This is a genomic window from Spirosoma horti (assembly GCF_054776595.1).
This window is the reverse complement of record NZ_BAAHBQ010000009.1, coordinates 19,292-45,208: the sequence shown is the minus strand read 5'-3', so window position 1 is coordinate 45,208 and position 25,917 is coordinate 19,292. Positions and strand designations below refer to the sequence as shown.

General features: G+C 50.9%; 23 protein-coding genes. 10 read left to right on the top strand and 13 right to left on the bottom strand.

The features are described from left to right. Positions 1 to 77: 77 nt before the first annotated feature. Entirely contained in the window at positions 78 to 893 is an 816-nt protein-coding gene (locus ACYVAM_RS25695; RefSeq protein ID WP_461072466.1) for a 2,3,4,5-tetrahydropyridine-2,6-dicarboxylate N-succinyltransferase, read from the bottom strand. A 1,223-nt stretch (positions 894 to 2,116) separates the two neighbouring features. Here ACYVAM_RS25695 and gap point away from each other — a divergent pair. Then, entirely contained in the window at positions 2,117 to 3,109 is a 993-nt protein-coding gene (gap, locus tag ACYVAM_RS25690; RefSeq protein ID WP_461072464.1) for a type I glyceraldehyde-3-phosphate dehydrogenase, read from the top strand. A gap of 104 nt (positions 3,110 to 3,213) precedes the next feature. Here gap and trmB read toward each other — a convergent pair whose 3' ends face one another. From trmB to ACYVAM_RS25675, 3 genes are read right to left on the bottom strand one after another with little or no spacing between them, the layout of a single operon-like run. Then, entirely contained in the window at positions 3,214 to 3,876 is a 663-nt protein-coding gene (trmB, locus tag ACYVAM_RS25685) for a tRNA (guanosine(46)-N7)-methyltransferase TrmB (RefSeq protein WP_461072462.1), read from the bottom strand. A 5-nt stretch (positions 3,877 to 3,881) separates the two neighbouring features. Next, positions 3,882 to 5,168 (bottom strand): bifunctional folylpolyglutamate synthase/dihydrofolate synthase, encoded by a 1,287-nt coding sequence (locus tag ACYVAM_RS25680; protein WP_461072460.1) that lies wholly within the window; start codon positions 5,166 to 5,168, stop codon positions 3,882 to 3,884. Then, on the bottom strand, positions 5,168 to 6,112 hold the full coding sequence (locus tag ACYVAM_RS25675; protein WP_461072458.1) for an energy transducer TonB: 945 nt from the start codon (positions 6,110 to 6,112) through the stop codon (positions 5,168 to 5,170). The genes ACYVAM_RS25680 and ACYVAM_RS25675 overlap by 1 nt, the downstream gene beginning before the upstream one ends. Before the next feature lie 302 nt (positions 6,113 to 6,414). Between ACYVAM_RS25675 and ACYVAM_RS25670 the strand changes: the two genes are divergently transcribed. From ACYVAM_RS25670 to menD, 3 genes are read left to right on the top strand one after another with little or no spacing between them, the layout of a single operon-like run. After that, positions 6,415 to 7,578, top strand: a complete 1,164-nt coding sequence (locus ACYVAM_RS25670) for a sensor histidine kinase (protein WP_461072456.1) — start codon at positions 6,415 to 6,417, stop codon at positions 7,576 to 7,578. After that, the gene (locus tag ACYVAM_RS25665) at positions 7,544 to 7,951 is read left to right on the top strand and encodes a response regulator (RefSeq protein ID WP_461072454.1); all 408 of its coding nucleotides are present in this window, start codon (positions 7,544 to 7,546) and stop codon (positions 7,949 to 7,951) included. Before ACYVAM_RS25670 ends, ACYVAM_RS25665 begins: the two co-directional genes overlap by 35 nt. Positions 7,952 to 8,007: 56 nt before the next feature. Next, on the top strand, positions 8,008 to 9,747 hold the full coding sequence (gene menD, locus ACYVAM_RS25660; protein WP_461072452.1) for a 2-succinyl-5-enolpyruvyl-6-hydroxy-3-cyclohexene-1-carboxylic-acid synthase: 1,740 nt from the start codon (positions 8,008 to 8,010) through the stop codon (positions 9,745 to 9,747). Between the two features lie 85 nt (positions 9,748 to 9,832). On the opposite strand, the gene ACYVAM_RS25655 is transcribed toward menD, so the two are convergent. After that, positions 9,833 to 10,858, bottom strand: coding sequence for a tetratricopeptide repeat protein (locus ACYVAM_RS25655; protein ID WP_461072917.1), 1,026 nt, complete (start codon positions 10,856 to 10,858; stop codon positions 9,833 to 9,835). Positions 10,859 to 10,948: 90 nt separating this feature from the next. Here ACYVAM_RS25655 and ACYVAM_RS25650 point away from each other — a divergent pair, with 90 nt between their 5' ends. Further along, positions 10,949 to 11,200 (top strand): hypothetical protein, encoded by a 252-nt coding sequence (locus ACYVAM_RS25650; RefSeq protein WP_461072450.1) that lies wholly within the window; start codon positions 10,949 to 10,951, stop codon positions 11,198 to 11,200. 165 nt (positions 11,201 to 11,365) lie between these two features. Here the strand turns inward: ACYVAM_RS25650 and ACYVAM_RS25645 are convergent, their stop codons facing one another. Then, a complete protein-coding gene (locus ACYVAM_RS25645; protein WP_461072448.1) occupies positions 11,366 to 12,343 on the bottom strand; it encodes a hypothetical protein in 978 nt (325 codons plus the stop codon). A gap of 293 nt (positions 12,344 to 12,636) precedes the next feature. Here ACYVAM_RS25645 and ACYVAM_RS25640 point away from each other — a divergent pair, with 293 nt between their 5' ends. Together ACYVAM_RS25640 and cobA are read left to right on the top strand one after the other, a co-directional pair. Further along, positions 12,637 to 14,796, top strand: a complete 2,160-nt coding sequence (locus tag ACYVAM_RS25640) for a nitrite reductase (protein WP_461072446.1) — start codon at positions 12,637 to 12,639, stop codon at positions 14,794 to 14,796. An 89-nt stretch (positions 14,797 to 14,885) separates the two neighbouring features. Then, positions 14,886 to 15,644, top strand: coding sequence for a uroporphyrinogen-III C-methyltransferase (gene cobA, locus ACYVAM_RS25635; RefSeq protein ID WP_461072444.1), 759 nt, complete (start codon positions 14,886 to 14,888; stop codon positions 15,642 to 15,644). Between the two features lie 155 nt (positions 15,645 to 15,799). Here the strand turns inward: cobA and ACYVAM_RS25630 are convergent, their stop codons facing one another. After that, positions 15,800 to 16,774 (bottom strand): aldo/keto reductase, encoded by a 975-nt coding sequence (locus ACYVAM_RS25630; RefSeq protein WP_461072442.1) that lies wholly within the window; start codon positions 16,772 to 16,774, stop codon positions 15,800 to 15,802. Positions 16,775 to 17,135: 361 nt separating this feature from the next. Between ACYVAM_RS25630 and ACYVAM_RS25625 the strand changes: the two genes are divergently transcribed. Further along, positions 17,136 to 18,380, top strand: a complete 1,245-nt coding sequence (locus tag ACYVAM_RS25625) for a hypothetical protein (protein ID WP_461072440.1) — start codon at positions 17,136 to 17,138, stop codon at positions 18,378 to 18,380. A 112-nt stretch (positions 18,381 to 18,492) separates the two neighbouring features. Here the strand turns inward: ACYVAM_RS25625 and dnaK are convergent, their stop codons facing one another. Continuing rightward, a complete protein-coding gene (dnaK, locus tag ACYVAM_RS25620; RefSeq protein WP_461072438.1) occupies positions 18,493 to 20,427 on the bottom strand; it encodes a molecular chaperone DnaK in 1,935 nt (644 codons plus the stop codon). Positions 20,428 to 20,647: 220 nt separating this feature from the next. Between dnaK and ACYVAM_RS25615 the strand changes: the two genes are divergently transcribed. Then, positions 20,648 to 20,992 carry a YrdB family protein gene (locus tag ACYVAM_RS25615; protein ID WP_461072436.1) on the top strand — a complete coding sequence of 115 codons (345 nt, stop codon included), beginning with the start codon at positions 20,648 to 20,650 and terminating at the stop codon, positions 20,990 to 20,992. 103 nt (positions 20,993 to 21,095) lie between these two features. On the opposite strand, the gene ACYVAM_RS25610 is transcribed toward ACYVAM_RS25615, so the two are convergent. Continuing rightward, positions 21,096 to 21,647: a hypothetical protein gene (locus ACYVAM_RS25610; protein ID WP_461072434.1), complete on the bottom strand. Its 552-nt coding sequence runs from the start codon at positions 21,645 to 21,647 to the stop codon at positions 21,096 to 21,098. A gap of 124 nt (positions 21,648 to 21,771) precedes the next feature. Between ACYVAM_RS25610 and ACYVAM_RS25605 the strand changes: the two genes are divergently transcribed. After that, entirely contained in the window at positions 21,772 to 22,212 is a 441-nt protein-coding gene (locus ACYVAM_RS25605; protein WP_461072432.1) for a nuclease A inhibitor family protein, read from the top strand. 87 nt (positions 22,213 to 22,299) lie between these two features. On the opposite strand, the gene rplT is transcribed toward ACYVAM_RS25605, so the two are convergent. The 4 genes from rplT to thrS form a co-directional block, all read right to left on the bottom strand. After that, complete coding sequence (gene rplT / locus ACYVAM_RS25600; RefSeq protein WP_461072430.1) at positions 22,300 to 22,644, bottom strand: 50S ribosomal protein L20; 345 nt, start codon at positions 22,642 to 22,644, stop codon at positions 22,300 to 22,302. A gap of 168 nt (positions 22,645 to 22,812) precedes the next feature. Continuing rightward, positions 22,813 to 23,007 (bottom strand): 50S ribosomal protein L35, encoded by a 195-nt coding sequence (gene rpmI, locus ACYVAM_RS25595; protein ID WP_461072428.1) that lies wholly within the window; start codon positions 23,005 to 23,007, stop codon positions 22,813 to 22,815. 167 nt (positions 23,008 to 23,174) lie between these two features. Then, a complete protein-coding gene (gene infC / locus ACYVAM_RS25590) occupies positions 23,175 to 23,732 on the bottom strand; it encodes a translation initiation factor IF-3 (RefSeq protein ID WP_461072426.1) in 558 nt (185 codons plus the stop codon). A gap of 186 nt (positions 23,733 to 23,918) precedes the next feature. Further along, on the bottom strand, positions 23,919 to 25,862 hold the full coding sequence (gene thrS, locus ACYVAM_RS25585) for a threonine--tRNA ligase (protein ID WP_461072424.1): 1,944 nt from the start codon (positions 25,860 to 25,862) through the stop codon (positions 23,919 to 23,921). Positions 25,863 to 25,917: the final 55 nt, after the last annotated feature.

Below are 25,917 nucleotides of genomic sequence, written 5' to 3'. Positions count from 1 at the left end.
TGGCTATGTAAACTTTACAATTGTATTTTATGATATTGATAATGGTTAATTATACAGATGTATATTCAACTGATCAGTTAAACGGAAACGCTGTTTTCTCGAAGCGCATCGTTGAGTGACGTTTTAAGATCAGTTGATTCTTTCCGCTGGCCAATAATTATAGCGCAGGGAACATGAAACTCGCCGGCGGGGAATTGTTTAGCATAACTACCGGGAATCACAACGGAGTTAGCAGGAACGAACCCTTTATACTCGACAGGTTTAGCACCCGTTACGTCAATAATTTTTGATGATCCTGTAATGGTAACCCCGGCACCTAATACAGCCCGCTTACCAATGTGGGCTCCCTCAACGACAATGCAGCGTGAACCAATAAAAGCGCCATCTTCTATTATAACGGGAGCCGCCTGGGGTGGTTCAAGAACTCCGCCTATTCCGACGCCCCCACTCAGGTGAACATCTTTACCAATCTGAGCACAGCTCCCAACGGTGGCCCAAGTGTCAACCATGGTCCGTTCGTCAACATAGGCTCCTATGTTGACATAGGAAGGCATTAAAATAACACCCGGTGCCTGATAGGAACCAAATCGCGCAACGGCTGGCGGAACGGCTCTGACTTTGGCTTCTGCAAAATTAGTCTTTAGTGGGATCTTATCATTGAAGGTAAAGATGCCTACTTCTTCAGCTTTCATTTGCTGACTGACAAAATAAAGCAGGATCGCTTTTTTTACCCATTCATTTACCGTCCAGCTATCAGATTCGCTAACGGGCGGGGTGGCTACCCGGAGCTCTCCCCTATCTAATTGATTTATTACGTCTCTAATCAGTTTGATGGATTCTGGTTGGGAAAGCAATTCCCGATTAGTCCAAATTTCGTCAATTCTCTCGTTCATTTAATTAAAGTAAAAGTTCACACATGGCTATATAACTAATTGAATATAAGCCGATTAATTTTGTCGACCAAATTTTATATTGTTATATAACGATATTATAAACAGGTGGTATTTCCTTTTTTCAAAGGTAACACCAAGACATGTATAGTTGAAATATAACGGCTCAAATAATTTAAAACTCAAAAAGATTGATCTGATAACTCCCGCCAATACTAGTATAAGAATAGCTCAACTGGTCGAGAGCATCGGGTCTGTGTATATCTGGTTTGACACCTGATCCGATTACTGTGCGCTTATATCTGATCACTTTGATGTTATTATGTAACAAACTCTGGTTAGGGTATAAAGACGAGTCTCATTTGCTAGCGTCCTTAGATAGTAACCCTGGCTTGCTCTTACCTAAAGAGAGGAAGAGCTGAAGGATCTTCTGTTGTACTAATCACTCTCTATCCGGTCACTGTCGAAAAAGTGCTTTTGATACCTGGCCCTATTCCTTTCCATTACCTAAAAAAGCTTATAATAGATTCTGCAAAAATTGGGCCGATATAAAATCCGAATAACGAAAGTCATGCATCCATCTAAATAAGCTTACTTATATTAGGTGAGCTAGTATTTCTGCTGCTATACACAAGGAACTTTCTTATGGATGCTAGCCGGCCTTTACTTGTGCCAGGCCCTGGCTGAGAAGTAATTCCACACTTGGTGTGGTATTATCTCTATACAGGGATAATTAGTGTGTTGTATCGAATTGCAGAGATTAGGATTGAATAGATACTGTCACTAGTCACTACATGCTAAAATTATAAATAAGAGTCCGTATAAAGATATATATATATAGCGCTACTGCTAATCATTCTCAAGATTAATCCCTGTTCTAAACAGCATAGGATTTACTTGTTGAATGCGGTTAATGCACTATCGTACGGAGGATTTTATAATAACCCCACTCCTATTAGCAAAAAAAAGTACTTTTTAGTAATATAGGTGAATTAGTAAGATTTTAGCATAAATAATAGCAAATACTAAATAATATTAGCATAAAATACTAAAAAAGCTAATTATATTTAGCAAAATACTAGTTTTATACTAAAATATTTGCCTTATAATACTAAATACTAAACCCCTACCCTATTTGCTAAATATAGCTACTAATTAGATATATCTGCAAAAGGCTATTTTATCTGTTATATTTGACCCCGAAAACAAACCAATTTTCTCTGTACATGGAAAAAATACGCGTTGCAATTAACGGCTTTGGCCGTATTGGGCGGTTATCGTTCAGAAGACTACTTGAAAAAGAAAACATTGAAATCGTTGCTATCAACGACCTAACCGATAATGCGACACTGGCGCATTTATTAAAGTATGATTCCGTTCACGGGAAATTCACGGGCACAGTAACATCAGACAGTGATAGTTTAACCGTAAATGGTGTACGTATCAACGCTTACGCCGAACGCGATCCCAAACAGCTTCCCTGGAGTGACTTAAAGGTAGATGTAGTTCTGGAATCAACCGGACGTTTCGTAGACGAAGCCGGTGCAGGAATGCACTTACAGGCTGGTGCTAAGAAAGTAGTTATCTCTGCTCCTGCTAAAGGCAATATTCCTACGGTAGTTCTGGGCGTAAATGATGACACGCTGACGGGTTCAGAAACGATTATTTCGAACGCGTCTTGCACAACAAACTGCCTCGCCCCAATGGCGAAAGTATTAGATGATGTTTTTGGTATCGAGAAAGGATACATGACAACCATCCACGCTTATACGGCTGATCAGAATCTGCAGGATGCTCCTCACTCGGATCTACGCCGGGCACGGGCAGCTGCGCTGTCAATTGTCCCGACCTCTACCGGTGCCGCTAAAGCAGTAGGTCTTGTTTTACCTCAGTTAAAAGGTAAACTGGACGGTAACGCGATGCGCGTACCGACACCAGATGGATCATTAACGGATCTGACGGTGGTCCTGAAGCGCGAAGCCTCTATCCAAGAGATTAATGATGCCATTAAACAAGCGTCTGAAACAACCTTGAAAGGAATTCTGGAGTACAACACCGACGAAATCGTCTCGATTGACATCGTGGGCAACCCTCACTCCTGCATTTTCGATTCAAAATTGACAGCGGCCAATGGAACATTGGTGAAAGTTGTTGGCTGGTACGATAACGAATTCGGCTACTCAAGCCGGGTTGCTGACTTAATAGCCAAGTTATTTTAATAATGTAAACTACGGTTAATGGAAATTGTAAATTAACATAGTTCAACAATAACCATTGACATAAGTTAATTACATAAGTGAATATACAAATGGGTGTGATTAAGTTAAATCACACCCATTTTACATTGTAAATAGTTAATTGTAAATCCTTTGTCGAAAAAGAGCTGTTCATATTTCGTTTTAATTCCCAAATGTATATCGTTCAATGGGGAGTTATATAGATCAGTTGTGTATTGTAAATCGGCAACCCGAGCTTGTTTGACCTGATCAAGACTATAGGCAAATAACTCAGGACTATCTGTCTTTAAATGCAGGGTGCCCCCCGCCACCAATAACCGCTGGTAGGTCGATAAAAAACGAGGATGGGTCAGCCTGTGCTTCTCCTGCTTGGGGCGTGGCTGCGGATCTGGAAATGTGATCCAGATTTCATTGACTTCCCCAGCTCTAAAAAACTCCGTCAGGAAATTAATATCCGTTCGTAGAAACGCTACATTCCGTAGCCCCAACGTTTGGGCGGCCCTGGACCCACGAGCGATCCGATCTCCTTTAATATCGACTCCGATGAAATTTACCTCCGGAAAAGCCTGGGCTAACCCAACCGTGTATTCTCCCTTCCCACAGGCCAATTCGAGCACAATAGGGTTCGTATTGTTAAAATAATCTGTTCGCCAGTTTCCGCGAATGGTTTTGTAAAGGGGTTTACCAACTTCAATAACATTTGCGCTTTCTGCATTTTGCAGAAAGCGATGCGTTTTTCTACGTGTCACGGTGGTTATAAATTAGTTAATTCGGCAATGGTATAGTTGCTACCGGTTATCAGGATTAAATCATCAGCCGCCGAATCCCGTATTGCCGCCGACAGGGCTGTATTGACATCGGAATAAACGGCCCCCATCCGACCCACCAGAGCAGCTTCTGCCTGTAGAACAGGAGCGGGTAAGGAACGGGGTGTCTGGGCCTGACAAAAGTAATAAGCAGCCGTTTTCGGAAGTACATCCAGAATATGACCCCGGTCTTTGTCGGCTACCAGACCGATAACAATGCGTAGACGGGCATACGGCAGAGACTGAATGGTCTGGAATAACGCGTCCAGACCCGGCCGATTATGTGCCGTATCGGCAATCACGCGTGGATGATCCTGTACTGTCTGGAAACGGCCTTTAAGACCGGTTAACGAGGTGACGGCCCCTAGCCCAGCCTGCTCGGCGGTCAATGAAACCGGAAACTGGGGTTGCAGTACCTCGACAGTGGCCAGTACCGCCGGAAGATTTTTCATTTGATACGCCCCTAATAAATCGAGGGTAAGGGAAAAGACCGGCCCGTTGTCTCGCGAAACCCGGAGGTGCCGTATGCCCTCCACAATCCCATCGTCCTGTATCGTATATTGTTGATCAGCGAAGGCAATGGGCGCCTGTAGGGATTCGGCTACCGACTGGAATACCGCCTTGGTTTCCGGATGCGTCTCGCCGATGAGTACCGGAACGCCCGGCTTGATGATGCCCGCTTTTTCCCCGGCGATCTGCGGGAGGGTATCGCCCAGTATATCGGTATGGTCATAACCGATGTTCGTGATGACAGAGGCTACGGGAGTAATGACATTTGTTGAATCGAGCCGACCGCCCAGACCTACTTCAATCAGCGCAATATCGACCGCTTCCCGCGCAAAGTAAGCGAAGGCCATCGCCACGGTCACTTCGAAGAAAGACGGTTCGATTCGCTCGATCGTTCCCTGTTGCTCCTCAACGAAACGGGCGACCTCCTCTTCCGGAATGGGCTGGCCATTGAGCCGGATACGCTCGGTGAACGAACGAAGGTGGGGCGATGTGTACAAGCCAACCCGATACCCGGCCGATTGGTAAATAGCGGCCAGCATATGAGACGTGCTGCCTTTCCCATTGGTACCGGCAACGTGAATACTGGTAAACTGATCCTGGGGATTCCCCAGCGCTTCACACAATAAAAGGGTATTGCCCAGACCGGGTTTAATGGCTTTAGCCCCGATCCGGTGAAAAACTGGGAGCCGACTGTACAGATAGTCGATTGCTTCCGCGTACTGCATTAATCTTTGGACTTAATGATAAAGGTAATTGTACCGGTGGCCGTGGGCGGAGTCGCCCCTCCTTTCGGACGTAGCCGCAGCCGCTGCACCGCTTTGCGGTATACTTCAGCAACGGAGGGGCTTACAGTACTTTGCAATTGCTGAATCCGGGTGATATCGCCCCCATCGTCAACGGTAATCTTAAACACGATCTTTCCCGTCTCGTCTGAGTCGTCGTTTATGCTGGGGCGACTCGCCATCGACCAGCCCGACACATCAAAAGCAACCCCGGATGATGACCCGCCCGGGGTTCCGTAGAACTCCTTGGCATTGATTTTACCATTGGGATTCCCTTTGTCGCCAACCCCACTGGCGTCATCGCCGTTGTTATTCCCGCCCGTACCCGCGGCTTTACCGACGGTGCCATTCGACCCACCCCCACCCGATGATTTCTTGAAAAGAGCGTCGTTGTTAACGGTTTCTACTTTTTTAGGCGGTGCGGGGGGAGCCGGGCGTTCAACGGGGGCCGTTGCTTTGGGGGATTCAACCCGTTTGGGCTCAGGCCGTTCGGGCGTCGTAACGGGGCTTTCGGCTTTACTGGCAATGAGTGGTTTCTCCGTTGCCGTTTTAGCCGGTTTAGCCTCCTCCACTTTGGGCGACGGGGTAACCCGGGTCTTTTCGAGCCGGGGAGTCGTGTTTACTTTGGGGTTAGGGCGCTTGTCGGCCGCTTTCACATCGACCGGATTGGGCGAATCCGACGCTTTGTTATACGTCTGAATACGGCCACTCCCCCGGGCATCGGTACCAAAGTTCACTTCGACAAATTGAATGGGGGGCGGATTCGGAACCGAATGAGAAAGGTTGACCAGGAACAGCAGGGCCACCAGGAGGACATTGATGAGGAGGGCGCCGACAAAGGACTTTACCCTGATTTCATCCTCATTTTCAAAGGTGATACGGTTCATGAGGGGATGGTTTTTCGTTAATAACGCTGGAACTGGCGGCTTCGTTTATTACTGGATCGATACAGAACGTCTGCAGGTCGGCAAAGTAACAGAAAATTCAGGAGAGAAGAGAGGTTGTTGGCCCGTTGATCGGCCGTGATAACCCGATACTGATCGACTGGTTAGCCGGTAGCCGAATGGGAAACGTGTACATTTCTGATCACGAAATGGGAGAACGTCAGGTTGAGGTGTATCTTTGATTTGCGGAGAGCGCAGAGCCGTTTTCTCCCATAATCCTTCCTTAAACACATAATCGGTACTGTATGAATGATGTATACGAGTTTTTTCAACGACTCACGGACGTAAGCGACTGGCCTCCCCGTTGGCTATGTGGTCGGTGGACAGACTTTCACGGCTGGCTTTATCTCCTGTCGGACTTAACCATCTGGTTAGCCTACATGGCTATCCCCCTCATCCTGATTCGGTTTCTGCTTGTTAAGAAGGGGGTGCCCCTTTCCGGTGTTTTTGTGCTGTTCGGGGCGTTCATTTTACTGTGTGGACTTACGCATTTGCTGGACGCCGTTATGTTCTGGTGGCCAGCTTACCGCATCAATGCCCTCATCCGTTTTTTGACGGCGGGGGTATCGATTGCCACGGTACTCGCCCTGATCCGGTATTTCGATGAAGCAATTGGGTTGCGGACCTCCGGGGAATATGACCGGGAGCTCTCCTTTCGGCAACAAGCCATGCAGGAGTTATCCAGATCGAATGAAGAATTACAGCAATTTGCCTATATAGCTTCCCACGACTTACAATCCCCCCTGAAAACGATCGTCAATTACTTGTCGTTACTGGAAATCAAGCACCAGCAACAACTCGATCCCGAAGCCCTTAAACTGATCAATGGGTCGACCGCTGCCGCCGAACGAATGCGGATCCTGATTAATGATCTGCTGGATTTTTCCCGCATAGGAACGGAAATCGACTTTGACCAGGTGGACCTCAACGAGTTATTGGCGGAGATCGTAGAAGATCAGCTAACGGAGATCCGGTCGACAGGTGCTACCGTCGACATCGGGCCGCTGCCGACCATCAGGGCCCATCGAACGGACCTCAAACAGGTCTTTCAGAATCTACTGACCAATGGGTTGAAATACAGACGTGCCGATGTGACCCCGGTCATTCGGATCAGGGCGGTCGATGAGGGCAATCAATTTCGGTTTACCATACAGGATAATGGCATTGGGATTGATGCCAAATACTACGGTCGGATCTTCCAGATTTTTCAGCGGCTACACGGACGAAATGAATACCCGGGCACGGGCATTGGCCTGGCCACCTGCAAAAAAGTGGTCGATATTTACGGCGGGCAGATTGGCCTCGATAGTACGGTTGGCGTCGGTACAACTTTTTTTGTCGTTATCCCCAAAGTTATTAAAACAAGTCAGCAGTATGCCCAGGCCCATTCACTGTATCCTGCTCATTGACGATGACCCGGATGATAACTTCTTTCATCAACTGGCCATTGAAGAGTCCAATCTGTGCGATCAGGTTCGGGTAGTGACCAGTGGAACCCAGGCGTTGACGTACTTACAGGAAACCAGCCATCCGGATTACATTAAACCGGATATCCTATTTGTCGATGTTAATATGCCCGGTATGAATGGCTTCGAGTTTTTAGCCGACTACAGCCAGCTCGATGCTCCGTTAAAGGGACGGGTGGTTGTGGTGATGCTCACCACCTCGATCAGTTCCCTGGATAAACAACGGACAAATTTATTACCCGGCATAAACTTATTCCGGCCAAAACCCCTCACCATCGCCTTACTCAATGAATTGGTTTCTACCTATTTTTCATAAAAAGGCCAGTCAACAGGTTCTTAGCAATTTGTGAACAAAAGACTGTCACGTCCCCTATGCCCGTTCTTCAACCCATTGTCAACCTGGCCGACCTTCTTTATCGAAAAGGAATTACCGATGTTGTTATTTCCCCAGGCTCGCGCTCCGCTCCGCTCACCCTGGCCGTGGCGCGTCATCCGCATCTTCGAACCCGGGTAATGGCCGATGAACGGTCCGCCTGCTTTGTCGCCCTGGGGATGGCGCTTCAAAGCCGACGAACGGTAGCCGTCATCTGTACGTCAGGAAGTGCTGTCTATAACCTGGCCCCGGCGGTGGCCGAGGCCTTCTTCGGGCAGGTGCCCCTCCTGCTGCTCACCGCCGACCGCCCCCATGAATGGCTTCACCAGCAGGATGGGCAAACCATCGACCAGGCCGGTCTGTTCGGTTCGCACGTGAAGCGCAGTTACGATCTTCCCGCCGACTATGCCCACCCGGATGCCCGCTGGTTCATCGAGCGCTCGGTCAATGAAGCCATCAACTTAAGTCAATTGTACCCGACCGGGCCGGTTCACATCAATGTACCCCTGCGGGAGCCGTTCTACCCCGGCCCCGACGAACCATTTTTGGCCCAACCCGTTCGGATCATCGACACCTGCCCGGCAACGCTTACCCTGTCGGCCGACACCTGGCGCGGGTTGATGACGGACTGGGAACAGAGTGAACGGACCCTCCTGGCGGTTGGTCAGATTCCATACGATCCCGCTCTGCTGGCTGTTCTCCGGAAATTGAGTGATGAGATGGGCATTCCGGTGGTGGGAGAGATCGTCAGTCAGGTTGCCCGGAACGATGTGTTCATCACCCGGTCCGATACCTTTCTGTCTGGGCTGGATGAACAGACCGGGCAGTCGCTCCGCCCAACGTTACTCCTCACGATTGGCAACTCATTTCTAACCCGAAACCTGAAAACGTTTCTTCGTCAGTTTCCGGCGCACAGGCACTGGCACATCCAGCCCACCACTGACCGGATCAATGATTCGCTGCAGAGCCTGACGAAACTGATCCCCGCCGAACCGCTGTCTTTCCTGGAGAAACTGTATGCCGACCTGGACTATCAGCGATTTTTACAGGGCGATGAAGACGAAGAGACCCAGGCATTCCTCCAGCGATGGCAAACCATTGATCGGCAGGCAAGCCGACTTGTTAACAAAACGTGGCTATCGGCCTCTGGCCAGCTTACCGATTGGTTGGCCGTACAGGTTACGCTGGAACACCTGCCGGCACAGTCCCTGCTTCACCTGGCCAACAGCATGCCCGTACGATATGCCAACCTCTGCGGACTGGCCGAGGAAAAACAGATACCGGTGTCGGCCAACCGGGGAGTCAGTGGGATTGACGGCTGCTTGAGTACCGCCGTCGGCGCTGCCCTGATGACCGATAAACTCGTTACCCTGCTGATTGGCGATGTCGCGTTTTTTTATGACCGCAATGCCCTCTGGTCGGCACCGGTGCCGCCTAACCTGCGTATCGTCCTATTAAACAATGACAGCGGGCACATTTTCCGGATCATCGACGGGCCGGGCCGCCAGCCCGAGCTAGAAACCTATTTTGAAACCCCGCATGGGTATACGGCCAAAAATACGGCCGATGATGCGAAACTCGTCTATACCAAATGTGACTCGCTCGAAACGCTGACCGCCCTCCTCCCCGATTTCTTCCAGCCCGGCCCCTCGGCCAGACTCCTTGAAATCACAACGGATAAACGGGCCAATCAGGAACAGTTCGCGGCCTATAAAACACAGCTACTAACGCTACACTAATAGCAACAGACAAAAACTAAACCTGTAGTTATAGTTAATCAATTCCCTGTTGAGCGTTATTTTCGGGTACGCTCAACGTAGCTGCCTATCGACAGTGTAAAGCCCGTTCGCGCTTTGCCTGTTCATCACCCGCTGATTCGCCCCGGCGCCAGGCATCACAAGCTTCGGCCGGGTGGCCGAGCGACTGTTCAGTCGTCCCGATGTAATAATAAAGCTGGTCGACCGAAGCATCTAATTTCTCAGCCTGCCGAAAGGCCGCCAGTGCCGGAGCCGCCTGCTTTTGGCGGAGGTAGTACAATCCCAGGGTCCGGTGGGCCCAGGCATTCTGGTTGTCCCGCTGCAGGGATTCCTCTACCAGGGGCAACGCTTCGGCCGGTCGGTTGAGCATGAGCAACAGATACGCTTTGTTGTTGAGGTAGTAGGGTTGACGGGGTTGCACCGCCAGCGCCCGGTCGACAAACGCCAGGGCTTCAGTGAAATTACCGACATGGGCCAGGAGCAGACTCTGGTTGTTGAGGGCCGCATCCTGTTTGGGGTTCAGCGCCAGCGCCCGCTTGATATCCTGGCTTGCCGACGCATAATCTTTCTGACTATAAGACAAAGCTCCCCGGTTGGTTAATGCCTCCACATTAGCGGGGTTCAGTTGCAGCGCTCTGTCGTAGGCCACCTGCGCCTGCGCGGGATTATTGAGCCGGACGTAGGCATCGGCCAGACGAGTCTGGTAAAAGGTCGAATCCCGGTACTGCTTCTCGATATGCTGCAAATCCGTTACACTCCCGGCGGCATCCCCCGTTTCCAGCAACACCTCGGCCCGGTTGAAGTAAGCCGTTCCAAAATCTGGATCGATCTGGATCGCGCGGGTATAATCGGCCAGGGCCCCCTCCCGATCATCGTCCCTGAATTTGGCTAACCCCCGGTTGTTGTAGGCATCGGCAAAATCCGACTTTTTTGAGATGGCTTCTGAATAAAATCGGATAGCGTCTTTATATTCGCGTTTTTGGAGCTGCACATTCCCTTTCAGGAAAAACTGAGCTGCTTCATCGGTTGCATCGTTTTTACAGGATGAATTGATCGATAAACCAACCAGACCAACGATCAGCCAGACAACCATTCGGGCACACCGATCCGTTACCGTTGTGTACCTACCCCACCAAGTCCCAAAAAAAGCATCACTTATCATTCTTACCTTATCGTTGTTATCATGCGTTTTGTTCAGGAGATTCCGCACCCTCATTTCCGCATTGGCTTGTACGCCTGGAATGGCAAATATATCGTCAAAATCGAAGCCGGTCCCTATGAGCAGACCTATAAGATCAGCGAAATGGACATTACCGATCCCGAATCCGTGCCGAACTGGCTCGACGAGCCCTTTCTGAACCGGGTAGCGAAGCGGTTTCAGGAGATGGCCCTCGACTGGCAGGAAGCCGGCGAACGACATGACATAGATGTCTGAGCCCTTGTGGATACCGCTTTCGCCCATATCCATCCCCAACTAACTGAAATCCCGCCGTCTGTCAAGGGCTACATCACCGCCGAAGGGCAGCCCGGCGCAGGCGCTACGTTCCCCATGCGCTTGCCGACGCATCGATAAATTACCTCTACCCGGTGATAGGGTCGGTTAGGGTTGCCCCCGATTGACCTGGCGAACAAAAAAGGGGCGGATAAAGATGAACGTCAGTATCCAGAAAACAAGCGCCCCCAACCCGTTTTGGTAGTCGGGCCCGTAGTCGATTGACATAAAATCATTGACCGACGGATCATAATAGGCCATCAGCGTCGCAGGGGGCTTTATGGTTTCGAAGTCCCGCTCACTGATGGGGATAACGCGTTCCTGCTGCTGGTATCGGATGGTGGCCTGGTAGTCATACCAGGGTGTACTGGAGATTAAATGACGCCTGCTGGACTGACGGCGTTGAGCAATCCGATCCGTGTCCAGCACCTGTACGCGTATGGGCTGACCGGCGGTTTTCAGGTGCTGATAATAGCGGACGTACTGCCAGCCATCATAGGTAAAAAAAACAGCCGCCAACCCCAGGGCCCCGACGAACACGACCCGGGCCAGTTCCGATAAATAGGGAATGGGAAGGATTGACTGGATGACTCCGCAGGTCAGAAAAAACGAGGCAATCGTCAACAAAATACACAGGCCCAACAGCCGATTCAGCTTACTGAACGCCCGCACCGTTGACCAGTCGATCAGGCGGGATTGACGGGTCGACTGGTCAAACTGAAGGCTACTCCCGGGCCCCGGTTGCCGAAGCGCATCATAGTCGGGATGGTACAACAACGACACCCGGTCGCCTGCGCTCACATAGGAACTATCCATGACATACCGGGTCATGTAGGCCTTCCCCCGGTACGAAAGCGTTAAATAGGCACTGCGACTCAACATATCCTGCCATGACCGCTGGTTGTGGTCGGCCTGGCTGACCCGCAGGGAGATCAACTGCCCTTCCGTGTCAAACGCCTGCTGGATGCGGGCATCCCGGTACTGCCCCCAGACCAGCCACGTACAAACGACCAGAATCAACGCAACGACCAGCGACACCAGGAAACTATAAACACGCCCTACGGTAGAAATGACTTGTTGGACCATGCGAGACAGCCTGCCCGAAAGCGGCCTTTTTTACTAAATGTACAGGATTAGGAAATCAGCGCGACCGATCCGTTCGTAAACGGTACGAACGAATCCTATAATCGCTCTACCAGCCCGTTAAGGAACCCTGTCCTATAACAACGGGTTATGGTGGATAACGATAAGTTGGGTGAATTGCGAACAAAACAGGGCTAAAAACGCTTATACTTGCACAAGAAACAGGACGCCGGGGCTTACCGGCGTTTCGTTTTACTGAATTAGTTGATTAAATCTATAGACAATATACCTTACTCATGGCTATTCAACTGACCGACAATGTTAGCCCGGCCGCCCGGCGTGATATTCTGGATCTGGAGCAGAAAATCAGTTCCTTTCGCGTGGGCGACATAGCCGATGAGGCCTTTCGTAAGTTCCGGCTTACTCGGGGCGTATACGGCCAGCGGCAACCGGGGGTTCAGATGATTCGCATCAAGCTGCCTCATGGCCGGATTACGGCGGATCAGTTGGTGCGCATTGCCGACCTGTCGGACAAATACGCAACGGGTAATCTCCACGCCACCACCCGGCAGGATATCCAGTTGCACTTCGTCAAACTGGCCGATTCTCCCCAGCTCTGGGCTGAACTTGAAGACGCGGGCATTACCCTGAAAGAAGCCTGTGGCAACACCGTTCGTAACGTGACGGGATCGGCCCGGGCGGGCATCGACCCGCTGGAACCGTTCGATATTACTCCCCACGCGTACTATATCTTCGACTATTTCCTGCGCAACCCTATTTGTCAGGATATGGGTCGCAAATTCAAGATCTCCCTCTCCTCCAGCGAAACCGATTCGGCGTATGGCTACATGCACGATGTGGGCCTGGTGGCGCGGATCCAGGATGGAAAACGGGGCTTTAAAGTAATGCTGGGCGGTGGCCTGGGCGCTCAGCCCTTTTCGGCACAGACCGCGTTCGAGTTTCTGGAAGAAGACAGGGTGATTCCTTTCATTGAAGGGGTCATTCGGGTATTCGATCGCTATGGCGAACGCCAGAAACGCCACAAGGCCCGGATGAAGTACCTGCTCAATGATATTGGGCTGGACGAACTGCTGAGCCGGGTCGAGGCCGAAACCCCCGCCTTAAAGACTAAAACGTTTTCGATAAACGGATTACCGGATTCAGTAGGTGTGCAGTACCCGGATCGACCCGATGCAGCTAACTACCAACCAAACACGGGTCAAGCGCAGACCGAAAACCCAACATTCACGACCTGGTTCAAAACCAACGTTTTCGAACAGAAGCAACCCGGCTGGTATGCCGTGCAATTGCGGGTACTACTGGGCGATATGCACTCGGATACGGCCCGGGCGCTGGCCGCTATTGTGAAGCAGTATGCTGCCGACGACATCCGGGTAACAGTCAACCAGGGATACTTGCTGCGGTTTATCCGCCCCGAAGATCTGCCCGCGGTTTATGCCGCGCTGGACGCGCTGGGGCTGGCCAATCCGGGTTTCGACACGACCGCCGACATTACGACCTGCCCCGGGACGGATACCTGTAACCTCGCCATTTCGAGCAGCTACGGCATTACCCGGGCGCTGGAAAGTATGATGCACGACGAGTTCCCCGATCTGGTTTTCAACGACGACATCAAGATCAAGATTTCAGGTTGTATGAACGGTTGCGGCCAGCACTCGGTCGCCAACATTGGTTACCACGGCTCTTCCCTGAAAAACGGAGCTTATGTGCTGCCGGCGTTACAGGTATTGCTGGGCGGTGGCTTCAACGGCAAAGGCGAAGGACTGATTGCCGACAAAGTCATTAAGATTCCGGCCAAACGTGGTCCTGATTCACTGCGGTATTTACTCCGCGATTTCGAGGCCAATGCCTTCGATGGCGAGTACTACAGCGATTATTACGCACGGCAGGGGAAAAACTATTTTTACCAGTTGCTGAAACCCCTCGCCGATCTGAAGACCCTCGTGGACAGCGATTACATCGACTGGGACCATACCGAGCAGTATGTAACGGAAGTGGGCGTGGGCGAATGCGCCAGTGTGCTGATCGATCTGGTCGCCACGACGTTAACCGAAGCCACCGAAAAACTAGGCTGGGCTCGGGAAGCGCTGGCCGAAAGCCGGTGGGCCGATGCCCTCTATCATACCTACAACGTGTTCATTACCGGTGCCCGGGCTGCGCTGATGAGTCGCGATATACCCACCAATACCCAGCACGGGATTGTGAGTGATTTCGACAAAACCTTTGCGGCACAACCGGATTTCCACCAGGCAGAAGGCGACTTCAAATCCCTGGTGTTCAGCATAAACAAGGAAGAACCATCCGCGGGGTTTGCCACCCGGTTTCTGGCGCAGGGCGAGGCTTTCCTCCAAGCCGTACAGGCTTTCCGAGAAAAGCAGATCGAGCAGGAAGGCGCCCCCGAACTGCAGGAGCTGACCCAGGCGCAGGATAGTTAAAAAGTGATTGACTGCCTGAATGATTGATTGACTACCATCCGGTGATCTCAATCAATCATTCAGGCAGTCAACAACTCAATCATTCAAAAATGAAACTCACTCTCGTAGGCGCGGGGCCAGGCGACCCGGATTTGATCACGGTAAAGGGAATCAAGGCGTTGCAGCAGGCCGATGTGGTCATGTATGACGCCCTGGTTCATCCGGACCTGCTCGACTATTGCCGTCCCGATACCCTGAAGGTGTATGTGGGAAAACGGCGGGGTGCCTATTCCTGCATGCAGGAAGACATCAACCCGCTGATTGTGCATTATGCGCAGCAGTATGGTCACGTTGTCCGGCTGAAAGGCGGTGACTCGTTTGTGTTCGGCCGGGGGTTCGAAGAGATCGAATTCGCCCGTCAGCACGGCATCGAAACCCAGGTCGTACCGGGTTTGTCGAGTAGTTATGCCGTTCCAGCCTCGGCCAATATCCCCCTAACTACCCGGGGTGTTTCGGAAAGTTTCTGGGTGGTAACGGGAACGACCAAAGCGGGGCAACTCTCCGCCGACCTCCACCTGGCCGCCCAGTCCACGGCAACCGTTGTCATTCTGATGGGAATGCATAAACTGGCGGACATCATGGCCGTTTTTGCCGCTTGCGGAAAAGCTGAAACGCCGGTTGCCATCATTCAGCATGGAACGTTGCCCAACCAGCAACAGGTCGTTGGCCGTGTTCAGGATATTCGTGATCGGGTCGCTGAAGCGGGTATTGACAACCCGGCGATCATTGTCATTGGCGAAGTTGCTGGACTTACATTGGCGGATGTTCAGTTGGTTACCCAGGCCAATGACGTTGTTAATTTAGATTGACGGTAGCGTATTGATCCTTTCTCATTAAAAGACCCTTCCTGAAAGAGCTAGATGACTGGTTCTTTCAGGAAGGGTCTTTTAATGGCATCCGGCAACGATCAGACCGACTTGCCTATTCATCCTACCCGGGCCTTATTCAACAAACCAGCTGTTTCCTACATACCCCGTACCGGATGGGGCTGGTATAGTTCTTCCAGAGAATGGATCTCCTCATCGGACAGTTTCACGGATAAAGCAGCCACGGCGTCTTCGATATGTCCCGGTTTACTGGCGCCAATGATCGGTGCCGTGATGACCGGTTTGCTCAGCATCCAGGCCAGAGCCACCTGCGCATTGGGAATACCACGCTGCCGGGCAACGTCGGATACGCGATCGGCGATGGCAAAATCAGCTTCGCTGTACAATGATTTACCAAACGTGTCGGTGCGGGCCCGTTCGGTTTCGTTCCGCTCATGGCTACGTCCGCCAGTCAGCAGACCACGCGCCAGGGGCGACCAGGGAATTACGGCAATCTTCTGGTCGGCGCAGAAGGGCAACATTTCCCGCTCCTCTTCCCGATACACCAGATTGTAGTGGGGCTGCATGGATACAAAACGGGTCCAGCCCCGGAGGTCGGCCGTGTATTGGGCCTTGGCAAACTGCCAGCTATACATGGACGAAGCCCCAATGTACCGGGCTTTCCCCGCTTTCACCACATCGTGCAGGGCTTCCATGGTTTCCTCGATGGGACTGTTGTTATCCCAGCGGTGAATCTGGTAGAGATCCACATAATCGGTACCCAGTCGCGTAAGGCTGGCGTCGATGGCACGCATAATGTGCTTGCGCGACAGGCCCTTGTCATTGGGTCCGGGGCCCATGGGGTTAAATACCTTGGTGGCCAGGACAACCTCATCGCGCCGGGCAAAGTCACGCAGCGCCCGGCCCACTACTTCTTCGCTCATCCCGCCAGAATACACATCGGCGGTATCGAAAAAGTTGATGCCCAGTTCCAGCGCTTTCTGAATAAACGGGCGGCTTTGTTCTTCATCCAGCGCCCAGGGCCAGCGCTCAGTGGGTATTCCATAGGTCATTGTCCCCAGACAAATGGGGGAAACCAGCATACCGGTATTTCCAAATCGAGTGTATTCCATAGGGTTTTACGCTTTTCTTGACGACATCGATGTATTTCTATGATCCTGTAAGGGTGCCATCCTGCTATCAAGGATATACTATCTACCCTGCTGGCAGGCCTTTTGTTATAATCCGCATTGGCAAGGTTTGATTTTTTGAGGCTGGGATTATCAGGCAGCTTAAAAGCCGAAACGGTGTAAAAAAAGCAGATTATCGGCCAATCAATACATAACAGGTTGTTTATCTGCTTCTTGTTATTTTACTTTGTAATTCAAAGTACTTTAAATAAAAGCTATCTACGATATCATCAGAATGGCCTAGGCCCATGACGAAGGTAGCAAAACGACCAACACCTATTTGTACCCTTACTTTAAACATACCATGCAGGCAGAGATCAGGAACAACCTGGGCAATCCCGGACAGCTCGAACAATTGTACCGGAATAATAGGATAGAGTTCAAAAGAGCGTTTAATCTTATATATGCAGACATTCAAGAAAATATATCTGCTCAAATCTGGCATGAACGGCTCAATTTTGAGAAAGAGGTTATTTCCTGGGGGTCAGGCAGGGAATTGATGGTTGTGATTGCGCTTTCGTTCCTGGCTGGGTTACTTGCTAAATTCCCCAATTTTTTCGGCATTAACCCGGAGTACTTCTATTCCCGAACTATCGCTTTCATCGTTTTCCCATTCCTGACGGCCTATTTTTCATGGAAGCAGAAACTTCCCCTAAAAACAGTGGCAATCAGTTCGTTCGTCATGGTAGCCTCGGCGCTCTACATGAACATTTTGCCTGACAATGACAAAAGCGATACCTTGAAGCTAGCCTGCCTTCACCTACCCTTATTCTTATGGACTATGCTGGGTTTTACGTATGCAGGAGGCAATCTGCAAAACGACCAGGGTCGATTGGATTTCCTCAGATACAATGGCGACCTGGTTGTGATGACCACGCTTATCCTGATTGCCGGGGGCGGCCTAACCGGGATTACGCTGGGGCTTTTTGGGCTTATTGATCTCAAGATAGAGAAATTCTATTTTCAGCACATTGCCATTTGGGGTCTGGCGGCTGCCCCAATTGTAGGCACCTATCTGGTTCAGTCAAATCCGCAATTGGTAAACAGGGTCTCTCCGGTAATTGCCAACGTGTTTACGCCCCTGGTTTTTGTAACCCTGGTCATTTATCTGGTAGCGGTTATTTACACCGGTAAGGATCCATACAGCAATAGAGAGTTTCTGTTGCTCTTTAATTTATTACTGATCGGGGTGATGGCCATCATCTTATTTTCCATTGCCGGAACCGCGCAGAACACCGGAAGTCGACTCAATACGCTGATGCTGTGCGGCCTGTCAATTGTGACAATCCTCCTGAATGGGATCGCCCTTTCAGCCATTTTATTCCGAATCTCCGAATGGGGCCTTACCCCAAACAAGCTTGCGATTTTAGGCGGCAACCTGCTTATTCTGACTCATCTCCTGCTTATTACGTATCGACTGATCCGAACAGTAAACGATCGCCATGAACTAGAGCGGGTAGAACGTAGCCTGCCGGCCTTTTTGCCCATTTATGGGTTGTGGGCAAGTGTGGTTACCTTTTTGTTTCCGGTTCTGTTTGGTTTCAAGTGAGTAGGCAATCCAGGTACTATAAAAAAAGCCCCTGCCGTTTCCGGCAGGGGCTTTTACACAATCATATGAATCAAAAAAATCCGGTAAATCCCGCCGGGCCGCCGAAGCGGTTTTACTTCACTTCTTCGTACGGTACATCCGAGACATTATCGCCCGTTGGCTGTCCCTGTCCGTTGGCGGCACCATTGCTGCCGTCTCCACCGAAATCGGCGCCATCGGCTGGGTTAGCCCCGGCTCCGTTAGTGGCACTGTACATTTCGGTCGATGCCGTTGCCCAGGCTGCGTTCAGCCCTTCCAGCGCACTGTCGATACCGGCTGCGTCGCGGGCACCGTGGGCCGTACGGAGCGTGGTCAGCGCTGCTTCGATGGCCGACTTGTTGCCTTCCGACAATTTGTCGCCGTATTCTTTCAGTTGCTTCTCGGTTTGGAAGATCATCGAGTCAGCTGCATTGACTTTCTCAACCGTTTCGCGTTCGGCTTTATCGGCCGCTTCGTTGGCTTTCGCTTCTTCGCGCATCCGGTTGATTTCAGCGTCGGTCAATCCGCTCGATGCTTCGATCCGGATTTTCTGCTCTTTGCCGGTGCCTTTATCTTTGGCCGTTACGTGCAGGATACCGTTGGCGTCCACGTCGAAGGTTACTTCGATCTGAGGCACACCCCGTGGTGCTGGTGGAATATCTGACAGGATAAACCGGCCTAACTGACGGTTTTGAGCTGCCATGGGGCGCTCACCCTGCAGGATGTTGATCTCAACGCTGGGCTGGTTGTCCGAGGCCGTCGAGTATACTTCCACTTTCTTGCTTGGAATCGTGGTGTTGGCATCCACCATTTTGGTAAATACACCACCCATCGTTTCGATACCGAGGGAAAGCGGGATAACGTCGAGCAGGAGAACGTCTTTCACCTCACCCGTCAACACACCGCCCTGAATAGCTGCGCCAATGGCTACGGCTTCGTCGGGATTAACGGCTTTGGATGGCTTCTTACCAAACAGTTTCTCTACTTCGTCCTGTACTTTTGGAATCCGGGTTGACCCACCTACCAGAATGACTTCGTCGATCTGACTGGCCGACAGACCAGCGTTTTTCAACGCCCGGCGGCAGGGTTCCAGACTGCGCTGAATCAGCGAATCAGCTAATTGCTCGAATTTCGCCCGGCTCAGCGTCCGGACAAGGTGTTTTGGAATACCGTTTACCGGCATGATATACGGCAGGTTGATTTCCGTTGAGTTGGAGCTCGACAGTTCAACTTTTGCCTTTTCAGCGGCTTCTTTCAGGCGTTGCAGGGCCATTGGGTCCTGCCGCAGATCGATGGCTTCATCTTTCTTGAATTCATCGGCGAGCCAGTCGATGATGACCTGGTCAAAATCGTCCCCACCCAGGTGTGTATCCCCGTCGGTCGATTTCACTTCAAATACACCATCACCCAGTTCCAGGATCGAAATATCGAATGTACCCCCACCCAGGTCGAATACGGCAATTTTCTGATCCTGATTGGTTTTATCCAACCCGTAAGCCAAAGCGGCTGCGGTTGGCTCGTTGATGATCCGTTTTACATCCAAACCAGCAATAGCGCCGGCTTCTTTGGTTGCCTGACGTTCTGCATCGTTAAAGTAAGCTGGTACCGTAATAACGGCTTCCGTCACCGTTTGTCCGAGGTAATCTTCGGCGGTCTGCTTCATTTTCTGCAAGATCAGAGCCGATAATTCCTGTGGCGTATATTGGCGGTCACCGATGCGAACGCGGGGCGTACTATTCGGGCCATTTTCAACGTCGTAAGCGACGTTTTTAATTTCATTCGTTACCTCACTATAGCGTTTACCCATAAAGCGCTTAATGGAGGAAATCGTATTTTTCGGGTTCGTGATGGCCTGACGTTTAGCGGGTGCGCCTACTTTGCGTTCGCCGTTGCCGTTATCCATAAATGCGACTACCGAGGGGGTGGTCCGTGCTCCTTCTGAGTTGGGGATCACGACCGGCTCGTTGCCTTCCATCACGGCCACGCACGAGTTCGTGGTGCCTAAGTCAATACCAATGATTTTTCCCATAATTGGATTTAGTTTCTTTTAATGCTGTGGTTGTAAACTGACAGACATAACCTTTCTATCAATACAAATGCCAGCCCGGGAAAATGTTTAAATTGCTGTCAGATTGTCATAATAATCCACTTTTATGGGCCATTATGACGTTTATTGAGCAACCCGTTTAAAATGTTGGCAGAGTTTTGCAGCCCATCAGGCCCCTAGCTAGTCAAAATGCTTATCAATCATGGCGTTCCTTAAAGCAATTCATCAACTTGTTGCCTTCTTACTGGAGATGGCGATGCTCATTTCGCTGGGTATGTGGGGGTTTCAGGGGGGCAGATCGATCGGGCTAAAGTACCTGATGGGCCTGGGTCTTCCGCTCCTGGCAGCTGGCTTGTGGGGCGTGCTGGCCGCTCCCCGATCGGCGCATCGGCTGGGACTCCCTTATCGGCTCCTGTTCAGCCTTGCCCTTTTTGGCCTGGCAGCAGCTTTACTTGACAAACTCGGCTACACCAGACTGGCCTTTGTTTTTGCTGGTGTGGCGCTCATCAGTGCGCTGCTGGAGTTGGTTTTCGACGAAGCAGCATAAGCGCAAAGCTGTTGCCGGAAGGCAACAGCAACCTGACAGGACTTGTCAAACATAAAAAAGGCAGCCCATAGGGACTGCCTTCTTCATTAAACATCGTTTCCGTTTATTTTCCTCCGAACAGGCCACCCAGCATACCGCCCAAGCCACCGCCATTACCGGCACCACCGCCTTGCTGACCGGCAACGCGCATCAGGTCGTTCATATCGAGTTTGCCATCGGCCATTGCCGACCCGGCCATGCCCATCCAGTCGATGCCCTGCTTACCGGTAGCCGCGCCCATAATTACGTTGCCATCAACGCTGGAGTCATTAGGATCGTTGGCTTTATGCATCAGTTTGCTCAACACCATGGGTACCACGGCAGTAGCTATAGACATCGCTACCTGGGGCGAAATACCCAGTTTGCTCATGAGATCCTGCTGCACATTCTGCTGAACGCCCTGTGTTACTGGATGATCATTAACGTTTCCCTGGCCCGTTAGCATGACAAGCAGGCCACCCAAACCGCCACCCTGAGCCTGTTGACCCAAGCCGCTCATGATGCTGCCAGCAACGGTCTGCATGACACTGTCGTTTTGGCTATTGGGAATAGCGGGATTGTTGATCACGGCCTGACCTGATTGCTGCTGCACCAGATTCATTAAGGTTTCTAGCATGATTTTATTTGTTTAATACTGGTTAACGAGAATAGGTGATTGGGTACGCGCCCTAAAATTAGACCGCCCTGGCCATATACTTTACCCCGAATCGGTTAATTTTAGGGTGAATCTACTTCCCCCTATGACGAACCAAAACCCGAAAAGTAGCGATGAGGTTTTAAAAAACATCTCCTTTAGCGATCAGGTCGGTCCTTTACTTCCCGATTTACTGTACCCAAGTGAATCGGATGAGCCCATTGAACCGGTAGCCTGTTACCTAAAGCAGCATGACCCGCTCACCGTTAGCCAGATCAAGGACTGGTTAATGCTACCGCCCGCTGTTTATGTTGACGAACAACCCGAAGCCGATTTTTGGGAGCCGGTTACTACAGACCAGGATTGGTATGGCGACGAGGAAAAAGCCCGGACAGCCAGGTTCCAGCAACTGAAAGAAATAGTTGAAAAAACATTGACCGTCCGTCAGGTATTCCGCGTCGGCGAATCAGAGATGGATGTTTATCTACTGGGCCGTCAGGATGATGGCGAACGAGCGGGAATCAAAACGAGAAGTATTCAGACGTAGCAAAAAGCGGGGAGACAATAACGGGCAGCCAACGTATGTCAGTCATGCCTGTTACTGCCTCCCCGCTTCGGGTAATAAGGAGCCTGTTTACTTTACTTGTCCAACAACGGCAGCAAATGCTTCCGGGTGGTTCATGGCCAGATCGGCCAATACTTTACGGTTGAGTTCGATGCCCGATTTATTAAGGGCACCCATGAAGACCGAGTATGACATACCGTGCAGCCGTGCACCCGCATTGATCCGCTGAATCCAGAGACCCCGGAAATCGCGTTTCTTGGCACGACGGTCGCGGTACGAATAGCCCAGACCTTTTTCGACGGCGTTCTTGGCAACCGTCCAAACATTTTTACGCCGACCAAAGTACCCTTTGGCAAGCTTCATTACTTTCTTCCTACGCGCCCGTGAGGCTACGTGATTGACGGAACGTGGCATTTTATGTGACTTGTTTTTTGACGATCGGCGGAAAGAATCGGGTAGAATAATAAGTGAAGCGTGTAGACTAGACGACTATTCTTCAATCATAATTCTTCATTCTTCATTCTCTTCAATGCCGGGCATCGGGTGAAACTTAAACCAGACGCAACTGCGTCTTTTTTTGGCCTAAACGTTTAGCAACGCTTTGATGCGACGCTCGTCAGGACCATCAACCAGCGTAGCATGAACTAAATTACGCTTCTGCTTGGTCGTTTTTTTCGTCAGAATATGACTGTGGAAGGCATGCTTCCGCTTGATTTTTCCAGTGCCCGTCAGCTTGAAACGCTTCTTGGCGGCTGAATTGGTTTTTACTTTTGGCATTATAGTAAACCGCTTTGTATGGAAAATTAAGTAAACAGGCCGCAAAGATACAAAAAAAAGCAATACTGACCTGCCTGACACCAAAAGACCTGCCCAAATTAATCGGAGCAGGTCTTTGTATATCAGGTTATTTGTTCAGCAGCAAGCGCTGCCGGCTGACAAATCCGTTATTTTTTAGGGACGACGACTTTAGGAGACAGAAACATACTCATCCGCTTGCCTTCAAGCTTTGGTTCAGCCTCCACCTTGCCATAATCTTCCAGACCTTTTGAAAACCGCTCCAGTAATTGAAAGCCGCGGTCTTTGAAGACGATGGCCCGACCAACGAATTGAACATAGGCCTTCACCTTTGCCCCTTCTTTGAGAAAGTTAATCGCGTGCTTCAGCTTGAACTCGAAGTCATGATCATCCGTATTTGGGCCGAAACGTATTTCTTTGATCACAACTTTCGTTGCATTCGCCTTGATCTCTTTTTGCTTTTTCTTCTGTTCGTATTTGAACTTTGAGTAGTCTACGATACGACAGACGGGCGGCACAGCATTGGGAGACACCTCAACCAGATCGAGGTTTTGCGCTTTGGCCAGAGCCTGCGCCTTGTTAATATCGTAGATGCCCTGTTCTACATTCTCGCCGACCACACGCACTTCGCGAGCCAGGATACGCTCATTAACTTTGTAGGGTTCTTCAACCACGCGACGGGGTGGTCTCCGCTGGGGTAATGCCATAAATTGTGTTTAGTGTGCTATTTTACTCGTTCTGAAAACGTACTGTATCGTAAAAAGTTCGGGAATCTATTGAAAATACTCGTCCGGTGCAAGTTTATGTTGGTTTGTGGTTTACAGTTTGTTGTTTATGGTTGGCTGATGCATGAGTTGCTTTCTCCAACCACAAACCACAAACCGTAAACCACCTTACACCTTCACTTCGGCCTGGAATGTCCGGATGAACTCCTCAACGGACATGCTGCCCAGATCGCCCTGGCCTTTTCGCCGGACGGACACTGCGCCCTCGGCGGCTTCTTTTTCGCCAACGACCAGCATGTAAGGGACTTTGTTTACTTCGGCATCCCGTATTTTGCGGCCAATTTTCTCATCGCGCAAATCCACGAAGCCCCGAATGTCATTTTCCTGCAAGGTGAAGAACAGCTCGTTGGCATAGTCTTCGTATTTTTCGGAAATGGGCAGAATCGCAATTTGCTCGGGCGATAGCCAGAGCGGGAAGTTGCCCCCCGAATTTTCGATCAGAATGGCAATGAATCGCTCCATCGACCCAAACGGAGCCCGGTGAATCATCACGGGCCGGTGTTTCTGGTTGTCGGCGCCAATGTATTCCAGTTCGAACCGGTTTGGCAGGTTATAATCTACCTGAATGGTTCCCAACTGCCATTTCCGGCCAAGGGCGTCGCGCACCATAAAGTCGAGCTTAGGCCCGTAAAAGGCCGCTTCGCCCAGCTCGGTAACCGTTGGCAGCCCTTTTTCGGCGGCCGCTTCAATAATGGCCGACTCGGCTTTTTCCCACAGATCGTCGGAGCCAATGTATTTCGTTTTATTTTCAGGATCCCGCAGGGAAATCTGGGCGCTGTAATCCGAGAAACCAAGCGTGTTAAACACGTACAGCACCAGATCAATCACCTTCATAAATTCTTCCTTCACCTGATCGGGGCGGCAGAAGATGTGGGCATCATCCTGCGTAAACCCACGCACCCGCGTCAGCCCGTGCAACTCACCCGACTGCTCATACCGGTAAACCGTTCCGAATTCGGCCAGCCGCAGGGGCAGATCCCGGTAGGAACGGGGTTTGGTTTTGTAAATTTCGCAGTGGTGCGGGCAGTTCATGGGCTTCAGCAGGAACTCCTCGTTCGGATCGGGGGTCTTGATCGGCTGAAACGAATCTTCTCCGTACTTTTCCCAGTGACCCGATGTCACATACAGTTGCTTGCTCCCGATGTGGGGCGTAACCACGGGTGAATACCCCGCCCGAACCTGGGCTTTGCGGAGGAAATTTTCCAGCCGTTCCCGTAATACGGTTCCTTTCGGCAACCACAGCGGCAGCCCCGCTCCCACTTTCTCCGAAAACGCGAATAGCTCCAGTTCTTTACCCAGTTTGCGGTGATCGCGCTTTTTGGCTTCTTCCAGCAGGAACAGGTAATCGTCGAGTTCTTTCTGTTTGGGATAGGTAACGGCGTAGATACGCGTTAACTGCTTGTTTTTTTCGTTGCCGCGCCAATAAGCACCGGCCACATTCATGAGTTTAGCGGCTTTGATAAAACCGGTGTTCGGAATGTGTGGTCCCCGGCAGAGGTCGGTAAAATCACCCTGGCTATAAAACGTAATGGTTCCATCGGCCAGCCCTTCGAGCAGATCTAGCTTGTAGGGATCGCCTTTTTCCTCAAAATAAGCAACAGCATCCGCTTTGCTCATGGGTTTACGGATATATTGCTGTTTCTGGCGAGCCAGCTCGAGCATCTTATCTTCTACCTTCTTGAAATCTTCCTGCGAAAAGGGTTGCCCGCCGAGGTCAACGTCATAGTAGAAACCCGTTTCGATGGCTGGGCCGATGCCAAATTTCACACCTGGATACAGGGCTTCGAGGGCTTCGGCCAGTAAGTGCGCCGACGAATGCCAGAAGGTTGCTTTCCCTTCGGGATCGTTCCAGGTCAGCAGCTGTACATTGGCATCTTCGTCAATGGGTCGTGTGGCGTCCTGCACCACGCCATTCACTTTGGCAGCCAGCACGTTACGCGCCAGACCTTCACTGATTTTCGTGGCAATATCCAGCCCGGTACTTCCTTTGGGATATTCCCGAACGCTCCCGTCGGGCAGCGTCACGCGGATTTGTTCGTCCTGCGCAATCATACGTTAACTAAGTTAATTAGTGGTACCCGCGACTTACCTACAACTGTAAGCCACT